Annotated in this window: 23 protein-coding genes; 9 read left to right on the top strand and 14 right to left on the bottom strand. The window is 48.7% G+C overall.

Going from position 1 to position 18,963, the window contains the following annotated elements:
* Positions 1 to 38: 38 nt before the first annotated feature.
* A complete protein-coding gene (gene glpK / locus KNQ03_RS10440) occupies positions 39 to 1,541 on the top strand; it encodes a glycerol kinase GlpK (protein ID WP_035398125.1) in 1,503 nt (500 codons plus the stop codon).
* A 74-nt stretch (positions 1,542 to 1,615) separates the two neighbouring features.
* Entirely contained in the window at positions 1,616 to 1,936 is a 321-nt protein-coding gene (locus KNQ03_RS10435) for a hypothetical protein (RefSeq protein ID WP_214724572.1), read from the top strand.
* A gap of 78 nt (positions 1,937 to 2,014) precedes the next feature.
* Here the strand turns inward: KNQ03_RS10435 and dhaM are convergent, their stop codons facing one another.
* From dhaM to dhaK, 3 genes are read right to left on the bottom strand one after another with little or no spacing between them, the layout of a single operon-like run.
* Positions 2,015 to 2,383, bottom strand: a complete 369-nt coding sequence (gene dhaM, locus KNQ03_RS10430) for a dihydroxyacetone kinase phosphoryl donor subunit DhaM (RefSeq protein WP_029341248.1) — start codon at positions 2,381 to 2,383, stop codon at positions 2,015 to 2,017.
* The gene (dhaL, locus tag KNQ03_RS10425) at positions 2,376 to 2,978 is read right to left on the bottom strand and encodes a dihydroxyacetone kinase subunit DhaL (RefSeq protein ID WP_214724570.1); all 603 of its coding nucleotides are present in this window, start codon (positions 2,976 to 2,978) and stop codon (positions 2,376 to 2,378) included. The genes dhaM and dhaL overlap by 8 nt, the downstream gene beginning before the upstream one ends.
* 24 nt (positions 2,979 to 3,002) lie before the next feature.
* Positions 3,003 to 3,971, bottom strand: a complete 969-nt coding sequence (dhaK, locus tag KNQ03_RS10420; RefSeq protein WP_023467763.1) for a dihydroxyacetone kinase subunit DhaK — start codon at positions 3,969 to 3,971, stop codon at positions 3,003 to 3,005.
* 155 nt (positions 3,972 to 4,126) lie between these two features.
* Here dhaK and KNQ03_RS10415 point away from each other — a divergent pair, with 155 nt between their 5' ends.
* Positions 4,127 to 4,828, top strand: a complete 702-nt coding sequence (locus tag KNQ03_RS10415) for an AzlC family ABC transporter permease (RefSeq protein WP_214724568.1) — start codon at positions 4,127 to 4,129, stop codon at positions 4,826 to 4,828.
* On the top strand, positions 4,807 to 5,133 hold the full coding sequence (locus tag KNQ03_RS10410; protein WP_214724566.1) for an AzlD domain-containing protein: 327 nt from the start codon (positions 4,807 to 4,809) through the stop codon (positions 5,131 to 5,133). The genes KNQ03_RS10415 and KNQ03_RS10410 overlap by 22 nt, the downstream gene beginning before the upstream one ends.
* Positions 5,134 to 5,446: 313 nt before the next feature.
* Here KNQ03_RS10410 and KNQ03_RS10405 read toward each other — a convergent pair whose 3' ends face one another.
* The 6 genes from KNQ03_RS10405 to hflX all read right to left on the bottom strand — a co-directional run bounded on the left by KNQ03_RS10405 (position 5,447) and on the right by hflX (position 10,502).
* Entirely contained in the window at positions 5,447 to 5,722 is a 276-nt protein-coding gene (locus KNQ03_RS10405) for a GNAT family N-acetyltransferase (RefSeq protein ID WP_149427043.1), read from the bottom strand.
* Positions 5,697 to 5,933 (bottom strand): (4Fe-4S)-binding protein, encoded by a 237-nt coding sequence (locus KNQ03_RS10400; protein WP_058713286.1) that lies wholly within the window; start codon positions 5,931 to 5,933, stop codon positions 5,697 to 5,699. Before KNQ03_RS10400 ends, KNQ03_RS10405 begins: the two co-directional genes overlap by 26 nt.
* 116 nt (positions 5,934 to 6,049) lie before the next feature.
* Positions 6,050 to 7,396: a type I glutamate--ammonia ligase gene (glnA, locus tag KNQ03_RS10395; protein ID WP_023467759.1), complete on the bottom strand. Its 1,347-nt coding sequence runs from the start codon at positions 7,394 to 7,396 to the stop codon at positions 6,050 to 6,052.
* Between the two features lie 45 nt (positions 7,397 to 7,441).
* Positions 7,442 to 7,840 (bottom strand): MerR family transcriptional regulator, encoded by a 399-nt coding sequence (locus KNQ03_RS10390; protein ID WP_023467758.1) that lies wholly within the window; start codon positions 7,838 to 7,840, stop codon positions 7,442 to 7,444.
* A gap of 140 nt (positions 7,841 to 7,980) precedes the next feature.
* A complete protein-coding gene (locus KNQ03_RS10385) occupies positions 7,981 to 9,258 on the bottom strand; it encodes a methionine gamma-lyase family protein (RefSeq protein ID WP_029341241.1) in 1,278 nt (425 codons plus the stop codon).
* Between the two features lie 2 nt (positions 9,259 to 9,260).
* Positions 9,261 to 10,502, bottom strand: a complete 1,242-nt coding sequence (gene hflX / locus KNQ03_RS10380; RefSeq protein ID WP_034785946.1) for a GTPase HflX — start codon at positions 10,500 to 10,502, stop codon at positions 9,261 to 9,263.
* A gap of 138 nt (positions 10,503 to 10,640) precedes the next feature.
* Between hflX and KNQ03_RS10375 the strand changes: the two genes are divergently transcribed.
* Both KNQ03_RS10375 and KNQ03_RS10370 read left to right on the top strand, forming a co-directional pair.
* A complete protein-coding gene (locus KNQ03_RS10375; RefSeq protein ID WP_214724564.1) occupies positions 10,641 to 11,612 on the top strand; it encodes a site-specific integrase in 972 nt (323 codons plus the stop codon).
* Between the two features lie 29 nt (positions 11,613 to 11,641).
* A complete protein-coding gene (locus KNQ03_RS10370) occupies positions 11,642 to 12,049 on the top strand; it encodes a DUF2283 domain-containing protein (RefSeq protein ID WP_214724562.1) in 408 nt (135 codons plus the stop codon).
* Between the two features lie 43 nt (positions 12,050 to 12,092).
* Here the strand turns inward: KNQ03_RS10370 and hfq are convergent, their stop codons facing one another.
* Positions 12,093 to 12,341 (bottom strand): RNA chaperone Hfq, encoded by a 249-nt coding sequence (gene hfq, locus KNQ03_RS10365; RefSeq protein WP_023467753.1) that lies wholly within the window; start codon positions 12,339 to 12,341, stop codon positions 12,093 to 12,095.
* 48 nt (positions 12,342 to 12,389) lie between these two features.
* On the bottom strand, positions 12,390 to 13,316 hold the full coding sequence (gene miaA / locus KNQ03_RS10360; protein ID WP_214724560.1) for a tRNA (adenosine(37)-N6)-dimethylallyltransferase MiaA: 927 nt from the start codon (positions 13,314 to 13,316) through the stop codon (positions 12,390 to 12,392).
* A 506-nt stretch (positions 13,317 to 13,822) separates the two neighbouring features.
* Between miaA and KNQ03_RS10355 the strand changes: the two genes are divergently transcribed.
* A complete protein-coding gene (locus KNQ03_RS10355) occupies positions 13,823 to 14,350 on the top strand; it encodes a P-loop NTPase family protein (RefSeq protein WP_214724558.1) in 528 nt (175 codons plus the stop codon).
* A 36-nt stretch (positions 14,351 to 14,386) separates the two neighbouring features.
* Here the strand turns inward: KNQ03_RS10355 and KNQ03_RS10350 are convergent, their stop codons facing one another.
* Complete coding sequence (locus KNQ03_RS10350; RefSeq protein WP_023467749.1) at positions 14,387 to 15,385, bottom strand: ABC transporter permease; 999 nt, start codon at positions 15,383 to 15,385, stop codon at positions 14,387 to 14,389.
* On the bottom strand, positions 15,378 to 16,298 hold the full coding sequence (locus KNQ03_RS10345; RefSeq protein ID WP_058704288.1) for an ABC transporter ATP-binding protein: 921 nt from the start codon (positions 16,296 to 16,298) through the stop codon (positions 15,378 to 15,380). The genes KNQ03_RS10350 and KNQ03_RS10345 overlap by 8 nt, the downstream gene beginning before the upstream one ends.
* Positions 16,299 to 16,424: 126 nt before the next feature.
* Between KNQ03_RS10345 and KNQ03_RS10340 the strand changes: the two genes are divergently transcribed.
* On the top strand, positions 16,425 to 17,189 hold the full coding sequence (locus KNQ03_RS10340) for an SGNH/GDSL hydrolase family protein (RefSeq protein WP_214724556.1): 765 nt from the start codon (positions 16,425 to 16,427) through the stop codon (positions 17,187 to 17,189).
* Positions 17,190 to 17,227: 38 nt separating this feature from the next.
* Here KNQ03_RS10340 and KNQ03_RS10335 read toward each other — a convergent pair whose 3' ends face one another.
* The gene (locus tag KNQ03_RS10335) at positions 17,228 to 17,578 is read right to left on the bottom strand and encodes a DoxX family protein (protein WP_029341233.1); all 351 of its coding nucleotides are present in this window, start codon (positions 17,576 to 17,578) and stop codon (positions 17,228 to 17,230) included.
* A 207-nt stretch (positions 17,579 to 17,785) separates the two neighbouring features.
* On the opposite strand from KNQ03_RS10335, the gene KNQ03_RS10330 reads away from it, so the two are divergent.
* On the top strand, positions 17,786 to 18,916 hold the full coding sequence (locus KNQ03_RS10330) for a S1C family serine protease (protein ID WP_214724554.1): 1,131 nt from the start codon (positions 17,786 to 17,788) through the stop codon (positions 18,914 to 18,916).
* Positions 18,917 to 18,963: the final 47 nt, after the last annotated feature.

Raw genomic sequence — 18,963 nt, 5'->3', positions numbered from 1 at the left:
CGTCTCACTAACACATACCGCTCAAGGGGGATTTCGAAATGGAAAACAAGTATATCCTAGCACTCGACCAAGGTACGACAAGCTCACGTGCGATCATCTTCGATCACGATGGGAAAATCGTCAACTCGGCACAACGGGAATTCAAGCAATACTTCCCACAACCAGGCTGGGTCGAGCATGATGCAAACGAAATCTGGGGTTCGATTCTTGCTGTCATGGCAGAAGCACTCGGGACAGCAGATATCAAACCTGAGCAAATCGCTGGAATCGGCATCACGAACCAACGTGAAACGACGGTCGTCTGGAACAAAGAAACAGGTAAACCGGTCTATCACGCACTCGTTTGGCAATCGCGTCAAACGTCTGGTATCTGTGACGACTTAAAAGAACAAGGTTTGAACCAGAAGTTCCGCGACAAAACAGGACTTCTGATTGATGCCTACTTCTCTGGCACAAAAGTTAAATGGATCCTCGACAATGTCGAAGGTGCACGTGAGCAAGCAGAGAATGGTGAATTGCTCTTCGGTACGATCGATACGTGGCTCGTTTGGAAACTGTCTGGTGGAAAAACGCACATCACGGACTACACGAACGCTTCACGAACATTGATGTATAACATCTACGAACAAAAATGGGATGAAGAGTTACTCGATATCCTAGGTGTTCCTGCTTCCATGTTGCCAGAAGTTCGTCAGTCGAGTGAAGTCTACGACAAAACGGTACCGTATCACTTCTTCGGTTACGAAGTGCCAATCGCTGGTATTGCGGGTGACCAACAAGCAGCACTCTTCGGTCAAACGTGCTTCGAAGCGGGTGAAGGGAAAAACACATACGGAACAGGTTGCTTCATGCTCATGAACACAGGTGAGAAAGCCGTTTCTTCTGATCATGGACTCTTGACGACGATCGCTTGGGGCGTCGATGGAAAAGTGGAATATGCGCTGGAAGGTTCTATCTTCGTCGCTGGTTCTGCGATCCAGTGGCTCCGTGATGGACTCCGGATGCTGAAAAATGCGAAAGATTCAGAAGGTTACGCAACGAAAGTCGACTCAACAGACGGTGTTTATGTCGTTCCTGCCTTCGTTGGTCTTGGTGCGCCATACTGGGATTCAGATGTACGCGGGGCAATCTTCGGATTAACACGCGGAACAGATAAGGAACACTTCGTTCGTGCAACGCTTGAATCACTCGCTTATCAAACACGCGATGTGTTAACAGCGATGGAACAAGATTCTGGTATCGAACTGAAGACACTTCGTGTCGACGGTGGTGCAGTAGCGAACAACTTCTTGATGCAGTTCCAATCGGACATCCTCGGCGTTCCTGTCGATCGTCCAGAAATCAATGAAACGACAGCACTTGGTGCAGCCTACCTTGCTGGATTAGCTGTTGGTTACTGGAAAGATAAAGCGGAGATCAAAAAACAATGGAAGCTGGATCACCAGTTCAAACCAGAGATGAAAGAAGACGATCGTGAGCAACGCTATGCCGGATGGCAAAAAGCAGTGGAAGCGACAATGGTCTTCAAACCATCAAAATAAAACAATTGACCCGGTCCCTTTTGCAGAGGGACCGGTTTTTGATATCTTATAAAAAATATAGCGAGAGGTGTGTCATGAATTCTACTTATTCTGATCAACAGCTAAAAGAACACATTCAGGCCGCGCTGGATGGCAACATCACGCATGAAGAACTAGCAGATTGGTGTTATCGCTACATGACAAACCTGTACCAGAACGATCTTTATCATATTGCAACCGACGGACGTAGGAGCTATCCGTTAAGTGAGCAAGCGACTGAAGTAGTAAACGATATTGATGCACAATGGGATCTTTATCTTGCTAACAGTTATTCTCTAAATGAATTACAGACCATTGATTTATCTACAATTAATTTGCCTAGAGAGTGGTTAGCAAAATGGCTTCAGTCGTTTTGATTCATGAAACACTTATTTAAGTTTTAATACGAATAGAAAAAATGCCCCTTCGCCTACTCGCAAAGGGGCATTTACTACTTATTTGCTAAACTCTTTTTTCAAGCCGTCTTCAATCTCATCAACGGATTTCGACTGACCACTCAAGACTGCCGCTAAAAACGCGCCTTCGACGAGTGGTGCGTCGATAAACCGAACCGTCCGTTCGCCACTGTATAGTTCAAGTGCCAGTTCCGTGTTCATCGTCGCAGAACCGATATCCGTTAAGACAACTCCATCATCGTCCAGTGTATTCAATGTTTCTTCGATTCGTGTCGCGTCCGTTCCGATGCTACCGTCCTCAAGACCTGCTGCTACTAAGACTGGCGTATCCGGTGCCATCTCTGCCAACAATTCCTTTAGTCCAGTCGCAAGTTTTTCACTATGAGAAACAAGCACAAGATTAACCATGAAGCACCTCCGCGATTTCGCCGAGTAACAAAGCACTCGATAGACTACCTGGGTCCTGGACGCCTTCCGTCGCTTCACCGAAGTAAGACGCGCGTCCTTTCGTTGCGATACGCGCTTTCGTATCAGCAAGCGCTTGATCGATTGCCGCTTTCAAATTTTCTTCTTGAGAAAGTGCCTCTTGGAACGGTGTCCAGATATCGACCATCGTCTTTTGACCGAATTCCGATTTCCCACGCGACTTGATGCCTTCCGTCGCTTCATGGAAAGCATCCGCAAGCGCTGCACCTTCGACTTCTGTTTTTCCTTTAAATGCGCCGGCAAACTTGACGAATGCCGTCCCGTATAAAGGACCGGACGCTCCACCGACCGTCTTGATCAGCGTCATCCCGACCTCTTTCGATAAAGCTCCTAAGTCCTCATACTCGCCGTGTTCTTCTAACGTCTTTTGGACTGCTTGGAAGCCACGTGACATATTGATCCCGTGGTCCCCATCGCCGATTTCCCGGTCAAGGTCCGTCAATTCATCCTTGTGCTGTTCAATCTGTTCCGCTGCTTTGATGAGCGCGCTTCGTAACTGTTCCGTCGTCAACTTCATCTTTGTACACCCCGTTTATCTAAATTAGAATCCAATCGCTTTCGTTTCTGCATCGAGATACCCAAGCAGTTCATCATCCACTGGTAAGAGCGTGATTGAGAATCCGTGCATCTCGAGCGACGTCATATAGTTTCCAACGAACGAACGGGCAATCTCGTAACCGTGTGCCTGAAGTTCTTCCGCGACGTATTTATACGTGATATACAGTTCGGATTCTGGCGTTCCACCCATCCCATTCACCATGACGGCGACTTTTTTGTCTGGTACCTCTTTCGTCAGACGATCGAGCAACTCTTTGACGATCGCATCAACGGAAGCGACCGCTTTTCGTTCAAGTCCTTTTTCACCATGGATGCCGATTCCGATTTCCATCTCGTCGTCATGCAACTCAAAGCCTGGTTTGCCACTCTCTGGCATGTAACATGGTGAGAGTGCCATTCCGATCGAACGAACGCCCTGGATGACTTTTTCCGCAACAGCTTTGACTTCACTCAGTGATTTCCCTTCTGCAGCCGCAGCTCCGGCAATCTTATGGACGAAGACCGTTCCCGCAACCCCACGACGATCCTCTTCCTTTTTGATCGCGATGTCATCATTGACGACGACCGTGTCGACTTCGATGTCCTCGAGTTCAGCGAGTTCCTTCGCCATATCAAAGTTCATGACATCACCCGAGTAGTTCTTGACGACGAGTAAGACACCTTTTCCACCATGGGCTGCCTTGATGCCTTCGAGCACCATATCAGGCGTTGGTGACGTGAAGACTTCCCCACATACAGCTGCAGCAAGCATACCGTCCCCAACGAATCCGGCATGTGCGGGTTCATGACCACTTCCTCCACCAGAGACAAGACCGACTTTTCCATCGAGCGGTACTTTCCGTGCGACGACATTAACACCTTCGACCTTCTTATACAAATCAGGGTGAGCTAGTACGAGTCCGTCGACCATGTCTGACACGAACCGGTTTGAATCTTTCATTAATTTGTGCATGAAAAACGCTCCTTTACCAATCTGATTTTTGCCGTACCACTTACTCTTTACCACTAAATCAAGCCGAGTATGTCGAAAAAAACGATGAAAATATTGACCAGTTGGTGACGATATTCCGCATGAGTGCTATGCTCTTTAAAAAGAGGAGGAATCGAATGTCATCAGCCTTTCAAACAGGTGTCCGTGCCTGTCTACCTACCGTCCTCGGATATATCGGCATCGGCTTCTCAGCCGGGATCGTCGGTCGTGCCTCTGGCTTATCCCCTCTCGAAGTCGGATTCATGTCCGTCTTCATCTATGCCGGCGCCGCCCAGTTCATCATCACGAGTCTCTTACTCTTAAATAGTCCTGCTTCTGCCATCATTCTGACGACATTCATCGTCAATCTCAGGCACTTGTTAATGAGTCTGACGCTCGCTCCGCATGTAGAGACACGTCACCTCCGCGACCGCCTCGGTACCGGAACGCTACTAACGGATGAGTCGTTCGCTGTCGCGATGAACACTGCCCAAAAAGGGAAGCTCTCTCCGTCTTTCATGCATGGCTTGAATCTGACTGCGTATCTCAGCTGGATCGTCGCAACCGTTCTCGGCGCCCTTGTCGGCAGCTGGTTCCCTGATCCCGAGCGCTTCGGTCTCGATTTTGCCCTGACAGCGATGTTCATCGGCTTATTATACTTACAGTTTGAAGGGGAACGTTCCCGTATTGCCGTGAATAGTTGCCTCCTACTGATTGTCTTACTATTGCTTTACATAACCATGCGCTACTTTTCTCCAGAAGTCGCCGTTCTTTGCGCGACGCTCGGTGGCGCAAGTATAGGAGTCGTGATCACACGATGGAAATCCGCCCAGAATTAATTGCTCTTTTTTTAGCTTGTGGACTCGTCACTTGGATTCCACGCGTCTTACCGTTTCTCGTCCTTCATGGACTGACGTTACCGCGCCTCGTAACAGAATGGCTCTCGTTCATTCCTGTCTGCCTGCTTGGTGCCCTCTTTTTTCAGAATCTCCTCATCGCTCAAGATGAGGCGTTTCCGACGGTTTCGACGCTTCATGTCTTCGCCGCCCTCCCGACCATGGCGATCGCGATTTTCAGTAAAAGTCTATCCTGGACGGTCGTGATTGGTGTCGTCACGATGGCGTTTCTACGATTGTATCTGTAAGCAACTCATTCATCTTTAGCCTATTTCGATGTATCTCTTGTGTTATCCTTATAATAGAAATAAATGGATAGTGAAGGAGGTTCTGATATGCCAAATAAGCAGTTTATACCCTATTTGATATTGTTGTGCGCCATTTTTCTAATCGCGAGTCAAATGGATCTACCTTATATGCTAAAACAAGGACTGGTCGTGCTGTACGTCGTCGCCTATTTCGGTACGATGATTGTTTCTCGCAAAATGAAGGTCAGGGATCATAAACAATGACTCGAAAAAATCTCCTCTGGTCTTAAGAGACTAGAGGAGATTTTTGTGTTCACGTATTTGCTTGTACGTCCTGATAATCCGATTGATGTTCAAACTCTTTTTTCGCAAACGGACATAACGGTAACAGCTTGACGTTTGCTTCTCGTGCCCAGTTGACGATCTCGGCAACGAGTTGTTCCCCAATCTGTTGATTGCGGTGCGCGGGATCGACGTATGTGTGATCAATGATCCACATGCCGTTGTTCGTGTCGCTGTAAGTGATTTCCCCAATCACTTCACCTTCCTGATGGACTTCGATTTTACGTTCCGCTCGTTTCAGCTCCATTTGCTTCCCTCCGTTCGTAAGATAAGGCGCCGCTCGGACAACCGTCGACGACCCGCATGACGTCTTCGACCGGCGCCCCGTCCGCTTCAATCCACGGACGCCGCTTGACATCAAAGACAGTTGGTAGACTTTGTACACAATGACCAGAGTGAATGCAGACTTCCGAATCAAAATAGACCGTAATCTCTTTGCCTTCATATCCTTTTTTCATGATGTATCGTCTCCCTTTCTTTGTACTCTTGTATCTTTCCACATCCTTGACTCAATCCCTGTCGACGCTATGAAAAAAGCACTTCCGGACAGAAGTCCAGAAGTGCTTGAGTTGGATTAGAACAAGACCATGTACTGATCGCGTTCCCATTCCGTGACTTGCGTCCGGAACATATCCCATTCGATTTCTTTCAATTCAACGAAGTGTTCTGCGATGTGATCGCCGAGAGCGTGCATGACGACGTCATCCGCTTTCAAGACTTCGAGTGCGTGGCTGAGTGTTGATGGAAGATCATCAATTCCGTTTGCAACACGTTCCGGTTTGTCCATGACGTAGATGTTACGGTCGATTGGAGCCGGTGCTTTCAAGTTGTTCTTGATTCCGTCAAGACCTGAAGCGAGCAATGTCGCAAGCGCAAGGTACGGGTTCGCTGCTGGGTCGACTGAACGAACTTCGATACGAGTCGAGAGTCCACGTGCTGCAGGAACACGGACGAGTGGTGAACGGTTACGTGCTGACCATGCGACGTAGCAAGGTGCTTCGTAGCCAGGAACAAGACGTTTGTATGAGTTGACTGTCGGGTTACAAACCGCTGTGAACGCACGAGCGTGTTTGAGAATACCTGCCGTGAAAGCACGTGCATCATCCGACAATTGCATGTCTTCGTTGCCTTCATCGAAGAAGACGTTCTCGTTGCCTTTGAAGAGCGACATGTTCGCGTGCATGCCTGATCCGTTGACACCGAAGAGTGGTTTCGGCATGAATGTCGCGTGCAAGTTGTGCTTCGCAGCAATCGTCTTGACGACGAGTTTGAACGTTTGGATGTTATCCGCTGTCGTGATCGCATCTGCATATTTGAAGTCGATTTCGTGCTGACCTGGAGCGACTTCGTGGTGTGATGCTTCGATTTCAAAGCCCATGTTCTCGAGCTCGATGACGATCTCTTTACGGCAGTTTTCACCGAGGTCGACTGGTGCGAGGTCGAAGTATCCACCTTGGTCGTTCAATTCAAGTGTCGGACGACCTTTTTCATCTTTCTTGAAGAGGAAGAATTCTGGCTCTGGTCCAACGTTGAATGATGAGAAACCGAGCTCTTCCATCTCTTTAAGTACCCGTTTGAGCTGACCACGTGGGTCTCCTGCGAACGGCGTGCCATCCGGATTGTGGATGTCACAGATTAAACGTGCAACTTTCCCTGTTCCATCTTCTGTCCATGGGAAGACGACCCATGTGTTCAAGTCTGGGAAGAGATACATATCTGATTCTTCGATCCGGACGAATCCTTCGATCGATGAACCATCGAACATCATTTTGTTATCAAGTGCTTTTTCCAATTGGCTTACTGGAATCTCAACGTTCTTGATCGTTCCGAGGATATCTGTGAACTGTAAGCGAATGAAGCGTACATCCTCAGCTTTAGCGATTTTCAAAATGTCTTCTCGTGTAATGTTGCGACGTGTCATGTGACAAATCCCCTCTCCGATTCGTTTTTATATGGTTACAGGTCCTTACTTGAAGAAACGCCCGAGCTCACCTTGGATGAGCGACGTCTTTCCATGTCGTCCTGCTTCCTTCAATTCATTTTTCAGGAGTTTATACAATTCGCCGTCAGATAGTTCCGGGCGCGTCTCGACGACGCTCTCCGCAACGCGTTCGCGTTTGACGAGATCGTTTTCAAAAATCAATTTGATCCCTGCGATATTCAGTCCCTGATCCAGGTATTCCTTGATCGACAACAGACGATCGACATCGTTGAACGAATAGAGGCGACGCTTCGTCTCTGTCCGCTCCGGTTTGATCAGTCCTTGTTCTTCGTAGTATCGGATCTGGCGGGCAGATAACGCGGTCAACTCTTGAACGACTCCGATGGGAAATAGTGGCTTGGACTGGCGTGATGAGTCTGCCATGTGGTTCCTCCTTTTTCCTTACTCCATGAGAATAAACCTCTGTCAGGCAACTTGTCAAGCGATGTAAGAAAAGTTAACACAACTTTTTTAATCACTTTACATGAAGTCGTTCAGAGGTCTTTTCACGAGATATTCTAGTATTAAACGTTTTTTTCTGGAATTAATTGTTTTTCCATCAAGTGATTGACGGCTGAGATGATGGCAATCTTGACGTGGCTATACGTCAAACCACCTTGGACGTACGCGGTATAGGGCGCACGGATTGGACCATCCGCTGACAACTCAATCGATGAGCCTTGTACAAAAGTCCCTGCTGCCATGATAACATCGTCCGCATATCCTGGCATATAATCCGGAATCGGTAGCGCATGTGCATTGACCGGTGAAGCAGCTTGAATCGCCTGACAGAAGGCAATCATCGGCTCCGGCGCATGGAACGAAACCGATTGAATCAAATCCGTCCGTTCTGCCGTATGGTGAGGTGCCGTGTCAAACCCGAACTGACCGAGCATGCTCGACGTGAACATCGCGCCCATCAACGCTTGGCTCACCGTATGTGGTGCCATATAGAAACCTTGATACATATCCGGAAGTGCCGATAACGATGGACCGGCTTCGGCGCCAATCCCTGGCGTCGTCATCCGGAACGATGCCCGTTCGATCAAGTCCGTTCGACCGACGAGATAACCGCCAGTCTTCGCAAGACCACCACCCGGATTCTTAATCAACGACCCTGCCATCAAGTCTGCCCCGACGTGCGTCGGTTCGATTGTCTCGACGAATTCACCGTAGCAGTTATCGACGAAGATCAGTACGTGCGGATGGACAGCTTTGATGGTGGCGATCGCTTCTCCGATCTCGTTGACCGGCAGACTACGTCGCGTCGCATAGCCTTTTGAACGCTGAATCCCGACGACCTTCGTCTGCGGTGTGATCCGTTCGAGAACGGCCGGTACGTCGATCGTCTCGGCGTTTTTCATCTCGACGACATCATACTGGACGCCCAGTTCCTTTAATGAACCGCGTCCGTCACCACGAATTCCGACGATCTCTTCAAGCGTATCGTATGGTTTTCCTGTGATATAGAGCAATTCGTCTCCTGGCAATAACAAACCGAACAACGCGATACCGATCGCATGGGTTCCGCTGATGATTTGCGGACGACAAAGACCGGCTTCCGCACCGAAGACATCGGCATAGATCCGTTCGAGCGTATCGCGTCCTTCATCGTTGTAGCCGTAACCTGTTGACGGCATGAAGTGAAAATCACTGACCTTGTGACGTCGGAACGCATCGAGGACACGGAATTGATTGTATTCCGCGACCTCTTGCGCTTTCTTGACGTACGGGGCGATTTGTTCCTCCGCCCGGTCAATGAGCGGACGGAGCGTTTCGTAATGGGTTAATTCTGAAAACATGTTTACACCTCGTATTGTTTCAATGTCGCGTATAGACGCGTATCTTTACGCAAGTAACCTTTTAGAATGACGGAACCATCTTCTTCGAACGATTCCTTCAAATTCATCATGACTTCTTTCGCCGGATTGTAATGGGCAAATCCGTCAACTGGAATGCGAATCTCGAGATACTCGAGGATTTCGCTGATCGAACGTTCGATCTCTTCGATCAAGCGCTCGATATCCTGCGGGTCAAGCGCAGAAATCAGCAGTTTTCCACCTGTGAACAAGCGGTTCAATTGATCCTTCTTGTTGTAGACTTCCAGTTGCGGAATGTCACCGGCACCGAGTTCATCGAGGACATCGTTCGTCGTCTGCATCTGATTCAAGTAATGCTCACTCGACGCATCAACGACATGGAGGATCAAGTCGGCTTCCAGCACTTCCTCGAGTGTCGAACGGAACGCCGCGATCAACTTCGTCGGGAGATCTTGAATGAAACCGACCGTATCCGTCAGGAGGATTTGACCACCTTCCGGCAAATCGACTTGACGTGTCAACGGATCAAGCGTCGCGAACAACTCATCCTTCTCGTATGTGTCGGCTTGTGTCAACCGGTTGAAGATCGTTGATTTGCCGGCATTCGTATAACCGACGAGCGCGATTTGGAATGTCTGGTTCTCTTTGCGACGTTCCCGGTAACGGGCACGGTGCGCGACGGATGTCTCGAGTTGTTTCGAGATCTCATCGACCCGACGCCGGATATGACGGCGGTCCGTCTCGAGTTTCGATTCACCTGGTCCACGCGTCCCGATTCCGCCACCAAGACGTGACAGTTGTGTTCCCTGCCCGGCAAGACGTGGTAAGAGATAACTCATCTGTGCCAGTTCGACCTGCAATTTCCCTTCGCGTGACTGGGCTCGGCCAGCGAAGATATCGAGGATCAACTGCGTCCGGTCAATCAATTTGATGGCTTCCGGGTCCGACAAGGCGATCCGGATATTCTTCATCTGACCGGGCGTGACCTCGGCATTGAATATGATTAAATCAGGTTCAAGTTCGTCTGCTAAAGCAACGAGTTCTTCAACCTTTCCTTTTCCGATGAACGTACGGCGATCAATCGCTTGTCGTTTTTGATCCAGACGACCGACGACGACACCATGCGCAGTCGTTACGAGTGCTTCGAGCTCCGCGACCGATTCTTCATAGACATGGTCCGGGACACCGGGGAGCTGGCAACCAACGACGATGACGCGTTCTGACATAATATCATTCCTTTCACGAGTAAAGACGTACTGCGCCCTTTATCATACCACAGGCACCGGTTCGTCTGAACTTTTTTGGACAGGAAACATCCGTTCGGTTTATGATGGAAGAAAGATTACGATAAGGGGAGGAAAACCATGGCACGCGAACAGTCGTATACGCTTCCAGAGTTCATTGAACGCTATTTGTTTTATCTAACGACAAGTGGACGGCAACTTTCGACCGTCCGCCGCTATCGCTATGATTTAATCGAAGTCCATCGCTACATGACCGATGTCGACCAACCACTCGAGACGATCGACGATTTCAAGACGATTTCGATCGAGACGTGGAAGACGTTCATCAATGAATACTTGATCGAAGAGAAACTCTACCAGCAAGCAACGGTTGCCCGGATCGTCACCGTCATCAATCAAGTCAATTATCAGATCCGGCAAACGAAGGCGAAGCTGATTGAATACGCACAACCGACGCACGAATTGACGGCAAAACACGTCGCTTCCTTCAAGGAATATGAACAATTGGTCCGGACGAATCAATCCGATCGCGGCTTGACGGAACATCAATTGAAGGCACGTCCGTATTTGATCGATCGAAACGAATTGATTCTCCGTCTGTTTTATCGTTACGGTCTACGTGTCCATCACATCATTGGTTTGAAGATGCACGATCTCAATTTCGCCCAACAAGAGATGACCGTTCATGACCGACTCGGCAACCGTTACCTGCTTCACCTCGAGCGGGAAGATCAAGACATCATGTTGCGTTACTTGAAGACGATTCCGGAGCCGGTCCGCCCCCGTTATAACAGTACCGACCCCTTTTTCGTCGCCTTCGACTTCGCTCGGATGACATTCCGCTGGGTCTACAGCAAAAATGCACCGAAGCAACTATCGATCGTTATGATCACGAAGATGATGCGTCAGCTGAATGAACGGTCCGATAACAAGCGGATCTTGACACCGTCGATGTTACGCAACAGTTTCATCTTAAAAACGTATCAGGACGAGATGACGAAGGAAGAACGTCTGCAGAAGACATGCCTCTATAAGGATGTCTCGCTTCGACGTTATGAAGAGGCGGTCGAGGAACTGACACCGTTGTTGTAAAAAAATCATTAGGCTTGGATGTGACATAGATGACGATTCGAATGACTTATGATCAAGAAGCAGAAATGGGATATCTATATCTCTTCCCAGAAACATTTACTCCCGCAATTGAAGAAACGGACGAGCTAGAAGAAAATGAATTCCTCAACGTAGACGTTGATCAAGAGGGACGCATCGTCGGAATCGAATTTTTCAATGAAGAAGCGAATGTGATCCGCGCCGTCCATTCACAAGCATTCTTATACGCAGAACATACAGATCGTTTCTCGCTCCGATTGCAAAACACGATTCCGAAAAGTTCGTGTCACCTCCAAGGAGGAGTTACGTTCTACTTTGCTGAAACCAATCATACCGGATTCATCGGACTTGATATCCTTGACTTAGAACGATATCCTGTCGACGTTCTTCGTACGCCTGCTCAGTCAGTGTATAGATAATGAAGTAAACAAAAAAAGACGACCCCCCGGTCGTCTTTTTTACTTAGCGAGAGACTTCTTGTGTCTCTTCTTGCTCATATAACGTCACGTTGCGCGCTGGTGCGAACGTCGAGATCGCGTGCTTGTAGATCAACTGCTGTTTGCCTTCCGACTCCAAGATGACCGTGAAGTTATCGAATGACTTGATCAGCCCCCGTAATTGATACCCGCTGATTAAGAAAACCGTTGTCGGGACTGCATCTTTCCGTAATTGATTTAAAAAGACGTCCTGAATGTTGTATGTCGCTTTCATGATTCCCCGTGCCCCCTCTTTTTATCTGTTTCTGTCTTCGGGCAACTCTTATTTAACCGCTTTCAGAAACTCTACAGTTCTATCATAGATAATTTTGAACGTTTCTTCAAATGAAAACTTTCCCATATCCACCCAAACGCCATCAAATTGGTGCCGGAACCACGTCAATTGACGTTTCGCGAAGCGTCGCGTGTTCCGTTTTAGCATGTCGACGGCAGGATCGAGTGGTGCCCCGTCAAGGACCGGTAGCATCTCTTTATAACCAATCGCTTGTAGCGCCTTCGTGTGTCGATACCCGGCAGCGTCAAGACGCGCCACTTCCTCAAGAAGTCCACTTTCGACCATCATATCTACTCGCTGATCGATCCGATCATACAAGCGATCCCGGTCTTCCATGTGTAGGACGAACAGTAGACTCTCGTAAAGTGCAGGCTTACTACCGGTCGTTTGTGTCTGACCCGTCCGCGCGACCTCGATCGCCCGCACGACCCGCTGAATGTTATTCGGATGAATCGCTTCGGCACGCACCGGATCAAGTTCCTTCAACTGATCATGTAGCGCATTCGCTCCATGTGTCGCTGCATACGCTTCGAGTTCAGCCCGTAAGGCTGGATCTTCTGCCTGCTCGGTGAACTGATAATCATATAAAATCGAACGAATATAAAGCCCTGTTCCACCGACGATGATCGGTAACTTCCCCCGACTTGCGATCTCATCGATCGTCGCTCGGGCAACCGTCTGGAAACGCGCTACACTCATCTCATCATCCGGTGTAACGAGATCAAGCAGATGATGCGGCACCCCTTCCATCTCTTCGGTCGTCACTTTTGCCGATCCGATATCCATCCCTTGATAGACTTGGACAGAGTCTCCAGATAAGACTTCTCCGTTTAATCGCTTGGCTAGTTCAATGCCCGTCTTCGTTTTTCCGACTGCCGTCGGTCCGACGATGACGATGACTGGTTGTTTCTTCATTTTTCTTCACCCATTCTCTATCTTTTCATTCTGATTCGAGTGTACCACAGCCACTTACTCGGATTAAAAAAATCAACAAAAAAACCGCCCTCCTTGGACGGTTACGTTTGCTCGTCTTATACGCGACGGATAAAATCGTCATAGATGGCACTAAAGATGCACCACCCACAAATGACGACGCCTGTCAGCATGATGCCCCAATCTGCCATGGTCGTTCCTCCTCTAGTCATCGTTATTCTCTCTTTTGACGGTTTGAACGGTTTGTAAACCCTTTCGAGCAGGTTTGACACCAATTCTTGGAATCAGTATGATAAAAGTACGATTGGTACGTAGCGCGGAAGCTGACCTGCATCGGCTTCCTATTTAGAGGCACTGCCTCTCGATTCCATGTCTTGTGCTTGCACGAGGCGACATAGGAAGAATTCGTTCTTCCAAGCGACAGGTCCGGCATCATGCCCGGGCCTGTTCTGCGTGCCGATACATTATTTCGAAAGGAGCCGATTATCGTGCGTATTCAAATCATTGGTGGATCAGGTACCGGAAAAAGTACACTGGGCGCCTTCATCGGGCAAGCTGAACAGATTCCCTGGATTGATACAGACCATTATCTTTGGAAAGATACGACGTTCACTGAAAAGCGAGACGTCTCCGAGCGATTTTCCATGTATGAAGCAGATCTTATGTCTTATAACGATTACATCGTCTCCGGTTCTGTCTTCGCCTGGCATCCGGACGGTTTCATCAATCGGAATTTACTCGTCTTCCTATCGCTTGACGAATCGGTTCGGATGGAGCGTCTCATCGCACGCGAAGCAGCACGGTACCCAGATTTTACGGGCTCTAATGAATTCCTCGACTGGTGCCGGACGTATCACACAGCGACGGACCCATCGATGATCGGTACGTTCGCAGAACACCAGTATCAGATGGACCGGTCGATTTCCCCGATTCTCATAGTAGATGCTTCGTTATCGACACAACTTCAGTATCAAAAGATAATCGAGACATACGATCGTTTGTCGCTTCAGCCATGAAAAACGGGTCCCCCTCTTTAGGTGGACCCGTTCGTCTTAATACATATCTTTTTGTGTGAAGTTCCAGAACGCAACGATTAGCGCTGCGACTGTCCAACAGCCAAGGACAGCGAGTGAGAACGGAAGCGTCATCCCCTCGATTGGTGGCGCTTGTCCATCGAGGTAATTGATCAGTCCGAAGTTGACGTTGACGAGATATTTCGAGCTCGTCCAACTTGAACCGAGCGTCGTCAGTAACGTACCGGAAATCAAGACTGCCATCATGATCCCGATCCCTGTCGCTGTGTTTTTAACGAGAACAGAGACCATCAAGGCGATCGTTCCGACGACAGCTGTGACGATCCACGCTAGACCGACTGCCATCAAGAGGTACTCCCACATCGGTAACGTATGCACGAACTCGGTCGAGAACGTACCGCTCGGTGAGGCTTGGAACCCGGTCAAGATCGGTGCGGTCCATCCGTCATAGCCGAGGACGATCCCGGATATCGCATAACAGACGGCGACGGTCAATGCCATCAGCATCGACGTATAGAGTAACACCGTCAACCATTTCGCCATCAAGATCTTCCAGCGCCGAACTGGTCGCGACAGTAATGTCTTGATCGTTCCGTCATTTTGCTCCCCACTGACGATATCCGCCATGATGACAATGATGAACAGCGGTAAGATCAGCGTCAATCCTTGCGAGAAGAAGATTCGGATGAACGTCGGGGCTCCAGGATAGTTCGGGTTGATGTCATTATCGAGATAGTATTGATTCTGTTTTAGGTCAAACTCAAGGAACTGACGGAACTCATCTTGAATACTGCTGGAAGCAAGACGGTTCTGCGTGTCGACGATGTCTTGTTGTAACTCAACCCGCCAATCGAGCGTTCCCTGCTTTTTGATTTGTTCTTGGATGTCTCGGTACTGTGCGTACGTAAACATCGAGACAAGGACGACGAGAATGATCGCAACGACAGCAAAACGACGTTTTGAAGCGATTTTCGTCACTTCATTTCGAACGAGACCGATCATGTTCGGATTACGCAATGTGATCGCCTCCCGTTAACGTGATGAACAGATCTTCGAGCGTTTGGACTTTCCGTTCAATCGTCCAGACTTCGACACCTGCTTCGAGCAGCTGCTTATTGAGTGCTGGTGTCTTGCTTGCATCCATCAAAGTATGAACCGTATTGGCATCGACGACTTCGGACACTTGGACTTGATCCGATGCTGATAAAATCTCATTTGCCTTAAAGGCATCATCAACACGCCAGTCAACGCCTGGTGCGAGCGACTCGACCAGTTCCTTGACCGTTCCGACTTGAACGATTTTGCCATAACTCATGATCGCAACTCGATCGGCAAGCATTTCGATCTCAGCCAAGATATGACTCGAGACGAGGACCGACAGTCCCGTTTCCTCGACGAGCCGGCGGATGAATTGACGTAAATCCCGAATCCCCATCGGATCGAGACCATTCGTCGGTTCGTCGAGAATCAAGACGCTTGGTCGTCCGAGTAATGCTTGTGCGATGCCGAGACGCTGACGCATCCCGAGCGAGTATGTCCGGACTTGATCGTCTACGCGCGCTGTCAAATCAACGAGATCGATGACTTCCTGAATCCGTGCCTCATCGACATCTGGTAACATCCGGGCAAAGACTTGCAGATTTTCGCGCCCTGTCAAATACTTATACAATTCTGGATTCTCGACGATCGAGCCGATTCGCTCCATCGCTTGGACGAACTGTTTGCGGACGTCGAAATCACAGACCGTGATTTTACCGGATGTCGGTTTGATCAAGCCGACGAGCATCCGGATCGTCGTCGTTTTTCCTGCCCCGTTCGGTCCAAGGAAGCCAAAGACTTCACCTGGTTGAATCTCAAACGAGATATTATCGATGATCGTCTTTTTTCCGATCACCTTTGTTACACCTTCTAATTTCACTGTTGGTTTCACGTCTCTCACCTCTTATTGTCTATTCTAGCGGAATAATGAATCATTTGACTTGTCAGAACACTTCATTTCCGCACATTCTTTCAAATTTTGCTACAATCATGTTAGAACCTAGAAGGAGGAACGTTCATGAAGCGATTACGCTGGCCCCTGTTTTTAACCGTCTCACTCGTTTTAACGGCAATCTTTGGATACGGCTTCGTCAGTGCCTATAGTGACGTCGTCAACCCACCAAAACGTGCCGTCCTGACACCTACGAAGGAAGAACCTGTCAAAAAAGGCGGGACGTACGTTGCGCTTGGTGATTCCTTGACACGTGGTGTCGGAGCATCAAACGGCAATAGTTACGCTGCAATCGTCGGTCGCGATCTTGTTAAAGATAAAACCGTCGAGCGTTTCCAGAATCTTGCCGTCAGTGGTGCTCGGACGGAAGATTTACTGAAACAACTAGAACAAAAAGAAGTCTTACGCTCAATCGAACAAGCAAAAGTCATCTCGGTGACGATTGGCGGAAATGACTTATTCAACCGTGGTGAAGGCGTCGCGAACTTCAATGCGAAGAAGACAGCCGAAACCGTCACGACGGCACAAGCGAACTTGAAAAAGACGTTCAGTATCCTACGAGAACAAAATCCGGATGCTGTCATTTTCTACGTCGGGCTCTATAATCCTTTCCGTGCAACGGAAAACGGTGAAGCATTCGATGCCATCGTACAAGATTGGAACGCAAAATCACGGACGCTCGGTATCGAGTACGATGTCGAGATCATCGACACATTCAATCTCGTGCGTGACGTCAAACGTGATTTATCGAGTGACCAATTCCACCCGAACGATTCTACCTACGAAGAGATCGCAAAAGCTTCCTTACTTGCTGTCAACAAACGTTTCTAACAATAAAAGCCGCCATTTAGGCGGCTTTTTGTTCCGATTCATTTCAGACGTTTCGCAAGAGAGACGAGCCCCCATTGGAGCGGCAACCGTGTCCAAAGCAACCAAGACGGAAGACGTTTCCCATTAATCGGCTTCGGATTGACTGCCATGTTGACGTTTGCGGGTAAGACAGCATATAAGAAGGCAGGAAGAGTCTTACGAACGAGGTGCACCCCTTTTCCTGTCAACAACATGACACCGTAAGCGATTTCGATGACCCCTGTCACTTGGACGAAGAAGCGCTTGAACGGAATGAACGACGGCATGATGCTGACGAACCCTTTTTCATTGCGGAAATGACCAACTCCCGCAAACAGTAATCCTGCTCCATAGACTAGACGCAATAGCATTATGTTCCACACTCTCTTTCTGTTAATGAAATATATGTTCGAGACAGCTTCAGTGTATCGAAATGACCTGATTATCTCAACTTTTAGAAATTGTCGTCGAATTATGGGGAATGATGAGTCATTTCGGAATGTCTCCCGTAATCAGAGAAGAGGTTGCTTCATTTGCTATGATGAAGTCAGAAATCATACAGAGAGGAATGATGACTTATGGCTGGAAAAACGAAAGCACTTTTACCTGGATTGACTGGAGGCATCATCGGCGCGGTCTTGACGGCTACGGTTGCCTTTCCGATCCTACTCGATCAAGAACAACAGGTCGCTGATACACCACTTTCAAATGGTATGCCAAAACAAGTCTCAACGACGACGAATGATCCGGTGACGAACGCAGTCGCCACGGCTCAAAAATCAGTCGTGACCGTAACGAACTATCAAACGGGCAACTCGATGTCGCAACAAGAAGCAGCGGCTGGTTCAGGGTCCGGTGTCATCTATAAGAAAGAGGACGGCAAAGCATACATCATTACGAACCATCACGTCGTCGATGGAGCATCAAAACTCGATGTAACGTTGAATGACGGCAAGACGCTCTCGGCTAAACTGCTTGGTAGCGACGAAACCTATGACTTAGCAGTGCTTGAAGTTGACGCAAGCGATGTTCCGGGCGTCATCACACTTGGGAAATCAGCGGACTTAAAAGCCGGACAAACGGTCCTTGCAATCGGTAACCCGCTCGGTGAGTTCCAAAACTCCGTCACACGCGGAATCGTCAGTTCGAAAGACCGGACCGTACCGGTCGATACGAACAGTGATGGACAAGACGATTTCAATACGACAGTCATTCAAACGGACGCTGCCATCAACCCAGGGAACTCGGGTGGTGCCTTGATCAATGAACAAGGACAACTCGTCGGAATCAACTCGATGAAAATCGCTGAGTCTGGTGTCGAAGGTGTCGGCTTCAGTATCCCGATCGATGATGCATTACCAATCCTCAAACAGCTTGAAACAAACGGTAAAGTCGAGCATCCGACGCTCGGTGTGTCCTTACAAGACGTCGCGGCGTTCCCTGCCGGTTATCTTAAAGATCAAGTCAAACTACCAGACAGTCAAAAAACAGGTGTCGTCGTCATGTCAGTCGAACCGAACAGTCCAGCTGCTGCGGCTAAACTGAAAACAGGTGATGTCATCACGAAAATCAATGACTCCGAAATCAAAGCATTCGTTGACATCAAAACGGCACTGATCAAATCAGATGGACCGCTCTCCTTGACGATCATCCGTGATGGGAAAACGATGACGGTCGAAACCAAAACAACGACGACCGACCAGCTGTAAAGCTTCAGCCTGACGTTTCGTCCGCCTTCCTTTTCGGGTATTGTTTT

The organism is Exiguobacterium sp. s143 (assembly GCF_018618895.1).
Taxonomy (GTDB): Bacteria; Bacillota; Bacilli; order Exiguobacteriales; family Exiguobacteriaceae; genus Exiguobacterium_A; species Exiguobacterium_A abrahamii.
The sequence above is the reverse complement of the archived record's forward strand: the minus strand, read 5'-3'. Positions and strand labels throughout refer to the sequence as shown.

Bases quoted from the DNA above. Each gene is read 5' to 3' on its own strand.
- glpK (WP_035398125.1), top strand. From the start codon at position 39: ATGGAAAACAAGTATATCCTAGCACTCGACCAAGGTACGACAAGCTCA.
- KNQ03_RS10435 (WP_214724572.1), top strand. From the start codon at position 1,616: ATGAATTCTACTTATTCTGATCAACAGCTAAAAGAACACATTCAGGCC.
- dhaM (WP_029341248.1), bottom strand. From the start codon at position 2,383: ATGGTTAATCTTGTGCTTGTTTCTCATAGTGAAAAACTTGCGACTGGA.
- dhaL (WP_214724570.1), bottom strand. From the start codon at position 2,978: ATGAAGTTGACGACGGAACAGTTACGAAGCGCGCTCATCAAAGCAGCG.
- dhaK (WP_023467763.1), bottom strand. From the start codon at position 3,971: ATGCACAAATTAATGAAAGATTCAAACCGGTTCGTGTCAGACATGGTC.
- KNQ03_RS10415 (WP_214724568.1), top strand. From the start codon at position 4,127: ATGTCATCAGCCTTTCAAACAGGTGTCCGTGCCTGTCTACCTACCGTC.
- KNQ03_RS10410 (WP_214724566.1), top strand. From the start codon at position 4,807: ATGGAAATCCGCCCAGAATTAATTGCTCTTTTTTTAGCTTGTGGACTC.
- KNQ03_RS10405 (WP_149427043.1), bottom strand. From the start codon at position 5,722: ATGGAGCTGAAACGAGCGGAACGTAAAATCGAAGTCCATCAGGAAGGT.
- KNQ03_RS10400 (WP_058713286.1), bottom strand. From the start codon at position 5,933: ATGAAAAAAGGATATGAAGGCAAAGAGATTACGGTCTATTTTGATTCG.
- glnA (WP_023467759.1), bottom strand. From the start codon at position 7,396: ATGACACGTCGCAACATTACACGAGAAGACATTTTGAAAATCGCTAAA.
- KNQ03_RS10390 (WP_023467758.1), bottom strand. From the start codon at position 7,840: ATGGCAGACTCATCACGCCAGTCCAAGCCACTATTTCCCATCGGAGTC.
- KNQ03_RS10385 (WP_029341241.1), bottom strand. From the start codon at position 9,258: ATGTTTTCAGAATTAACCCATTACGAAACGCTCCGTCCGCTCATTGAC.
- hflX (WP_034785946.1), bottom strand. From the start codon at position 10,502: ATGTCAGAACGCGTCATCGTCGTTGGTTGCCAGCTCCCCGGTGTCCCG.
- KNQ03_RS10375 (WP_214724564.1), top strand. From the start codon at position 10,641: ATGGCACGCGAACAGTCGTATACGCTTCCAGAGTTCATTGAACGCTAT.
- KNQ03_RS10370 (WP_214724562.1), top strand. From the start codon at position 11,642: ATGACGATTCGAATGACTTATGATCAAGAAGCAGAAATGGGATATCTA.
- hfq (WP_023467753.1), bottom strand. From the start codon at position 12,341: ATGAAAGCGACATACAACATTCAGGACGTCTTTTTAAATCAATTACGG.
- miaA (WP_214724560.1), bottom strand. From the start codon at position 13,316: ATGAAGAAACAACCAGTCATCGTCATCGTCGGACCGACGGCAGTCGGA.
- KNQ03_RS10340 (WP_214724556.1), top strand. From the start codon at position 16,425: ATGAAGCGATTACGCTGGCCCCTGTTTTTAACCGTCTCACTCGTTTTA.
- KNQ03_RS10335 (WP_029341233.1), bottom strand. From the start codon at position 17,578: ATGCTATTGCGTCTAGTCTATGGAGCAGGATTACTGTTTGCGGGAGTT.
- KNQ03_RS10330 (WP_214724554.1), top strand. From the start codon at position 17,786: ATGGCTGGAAAAACGAAAGCACTTTTACCTGGATTGACTGGAGGCATC.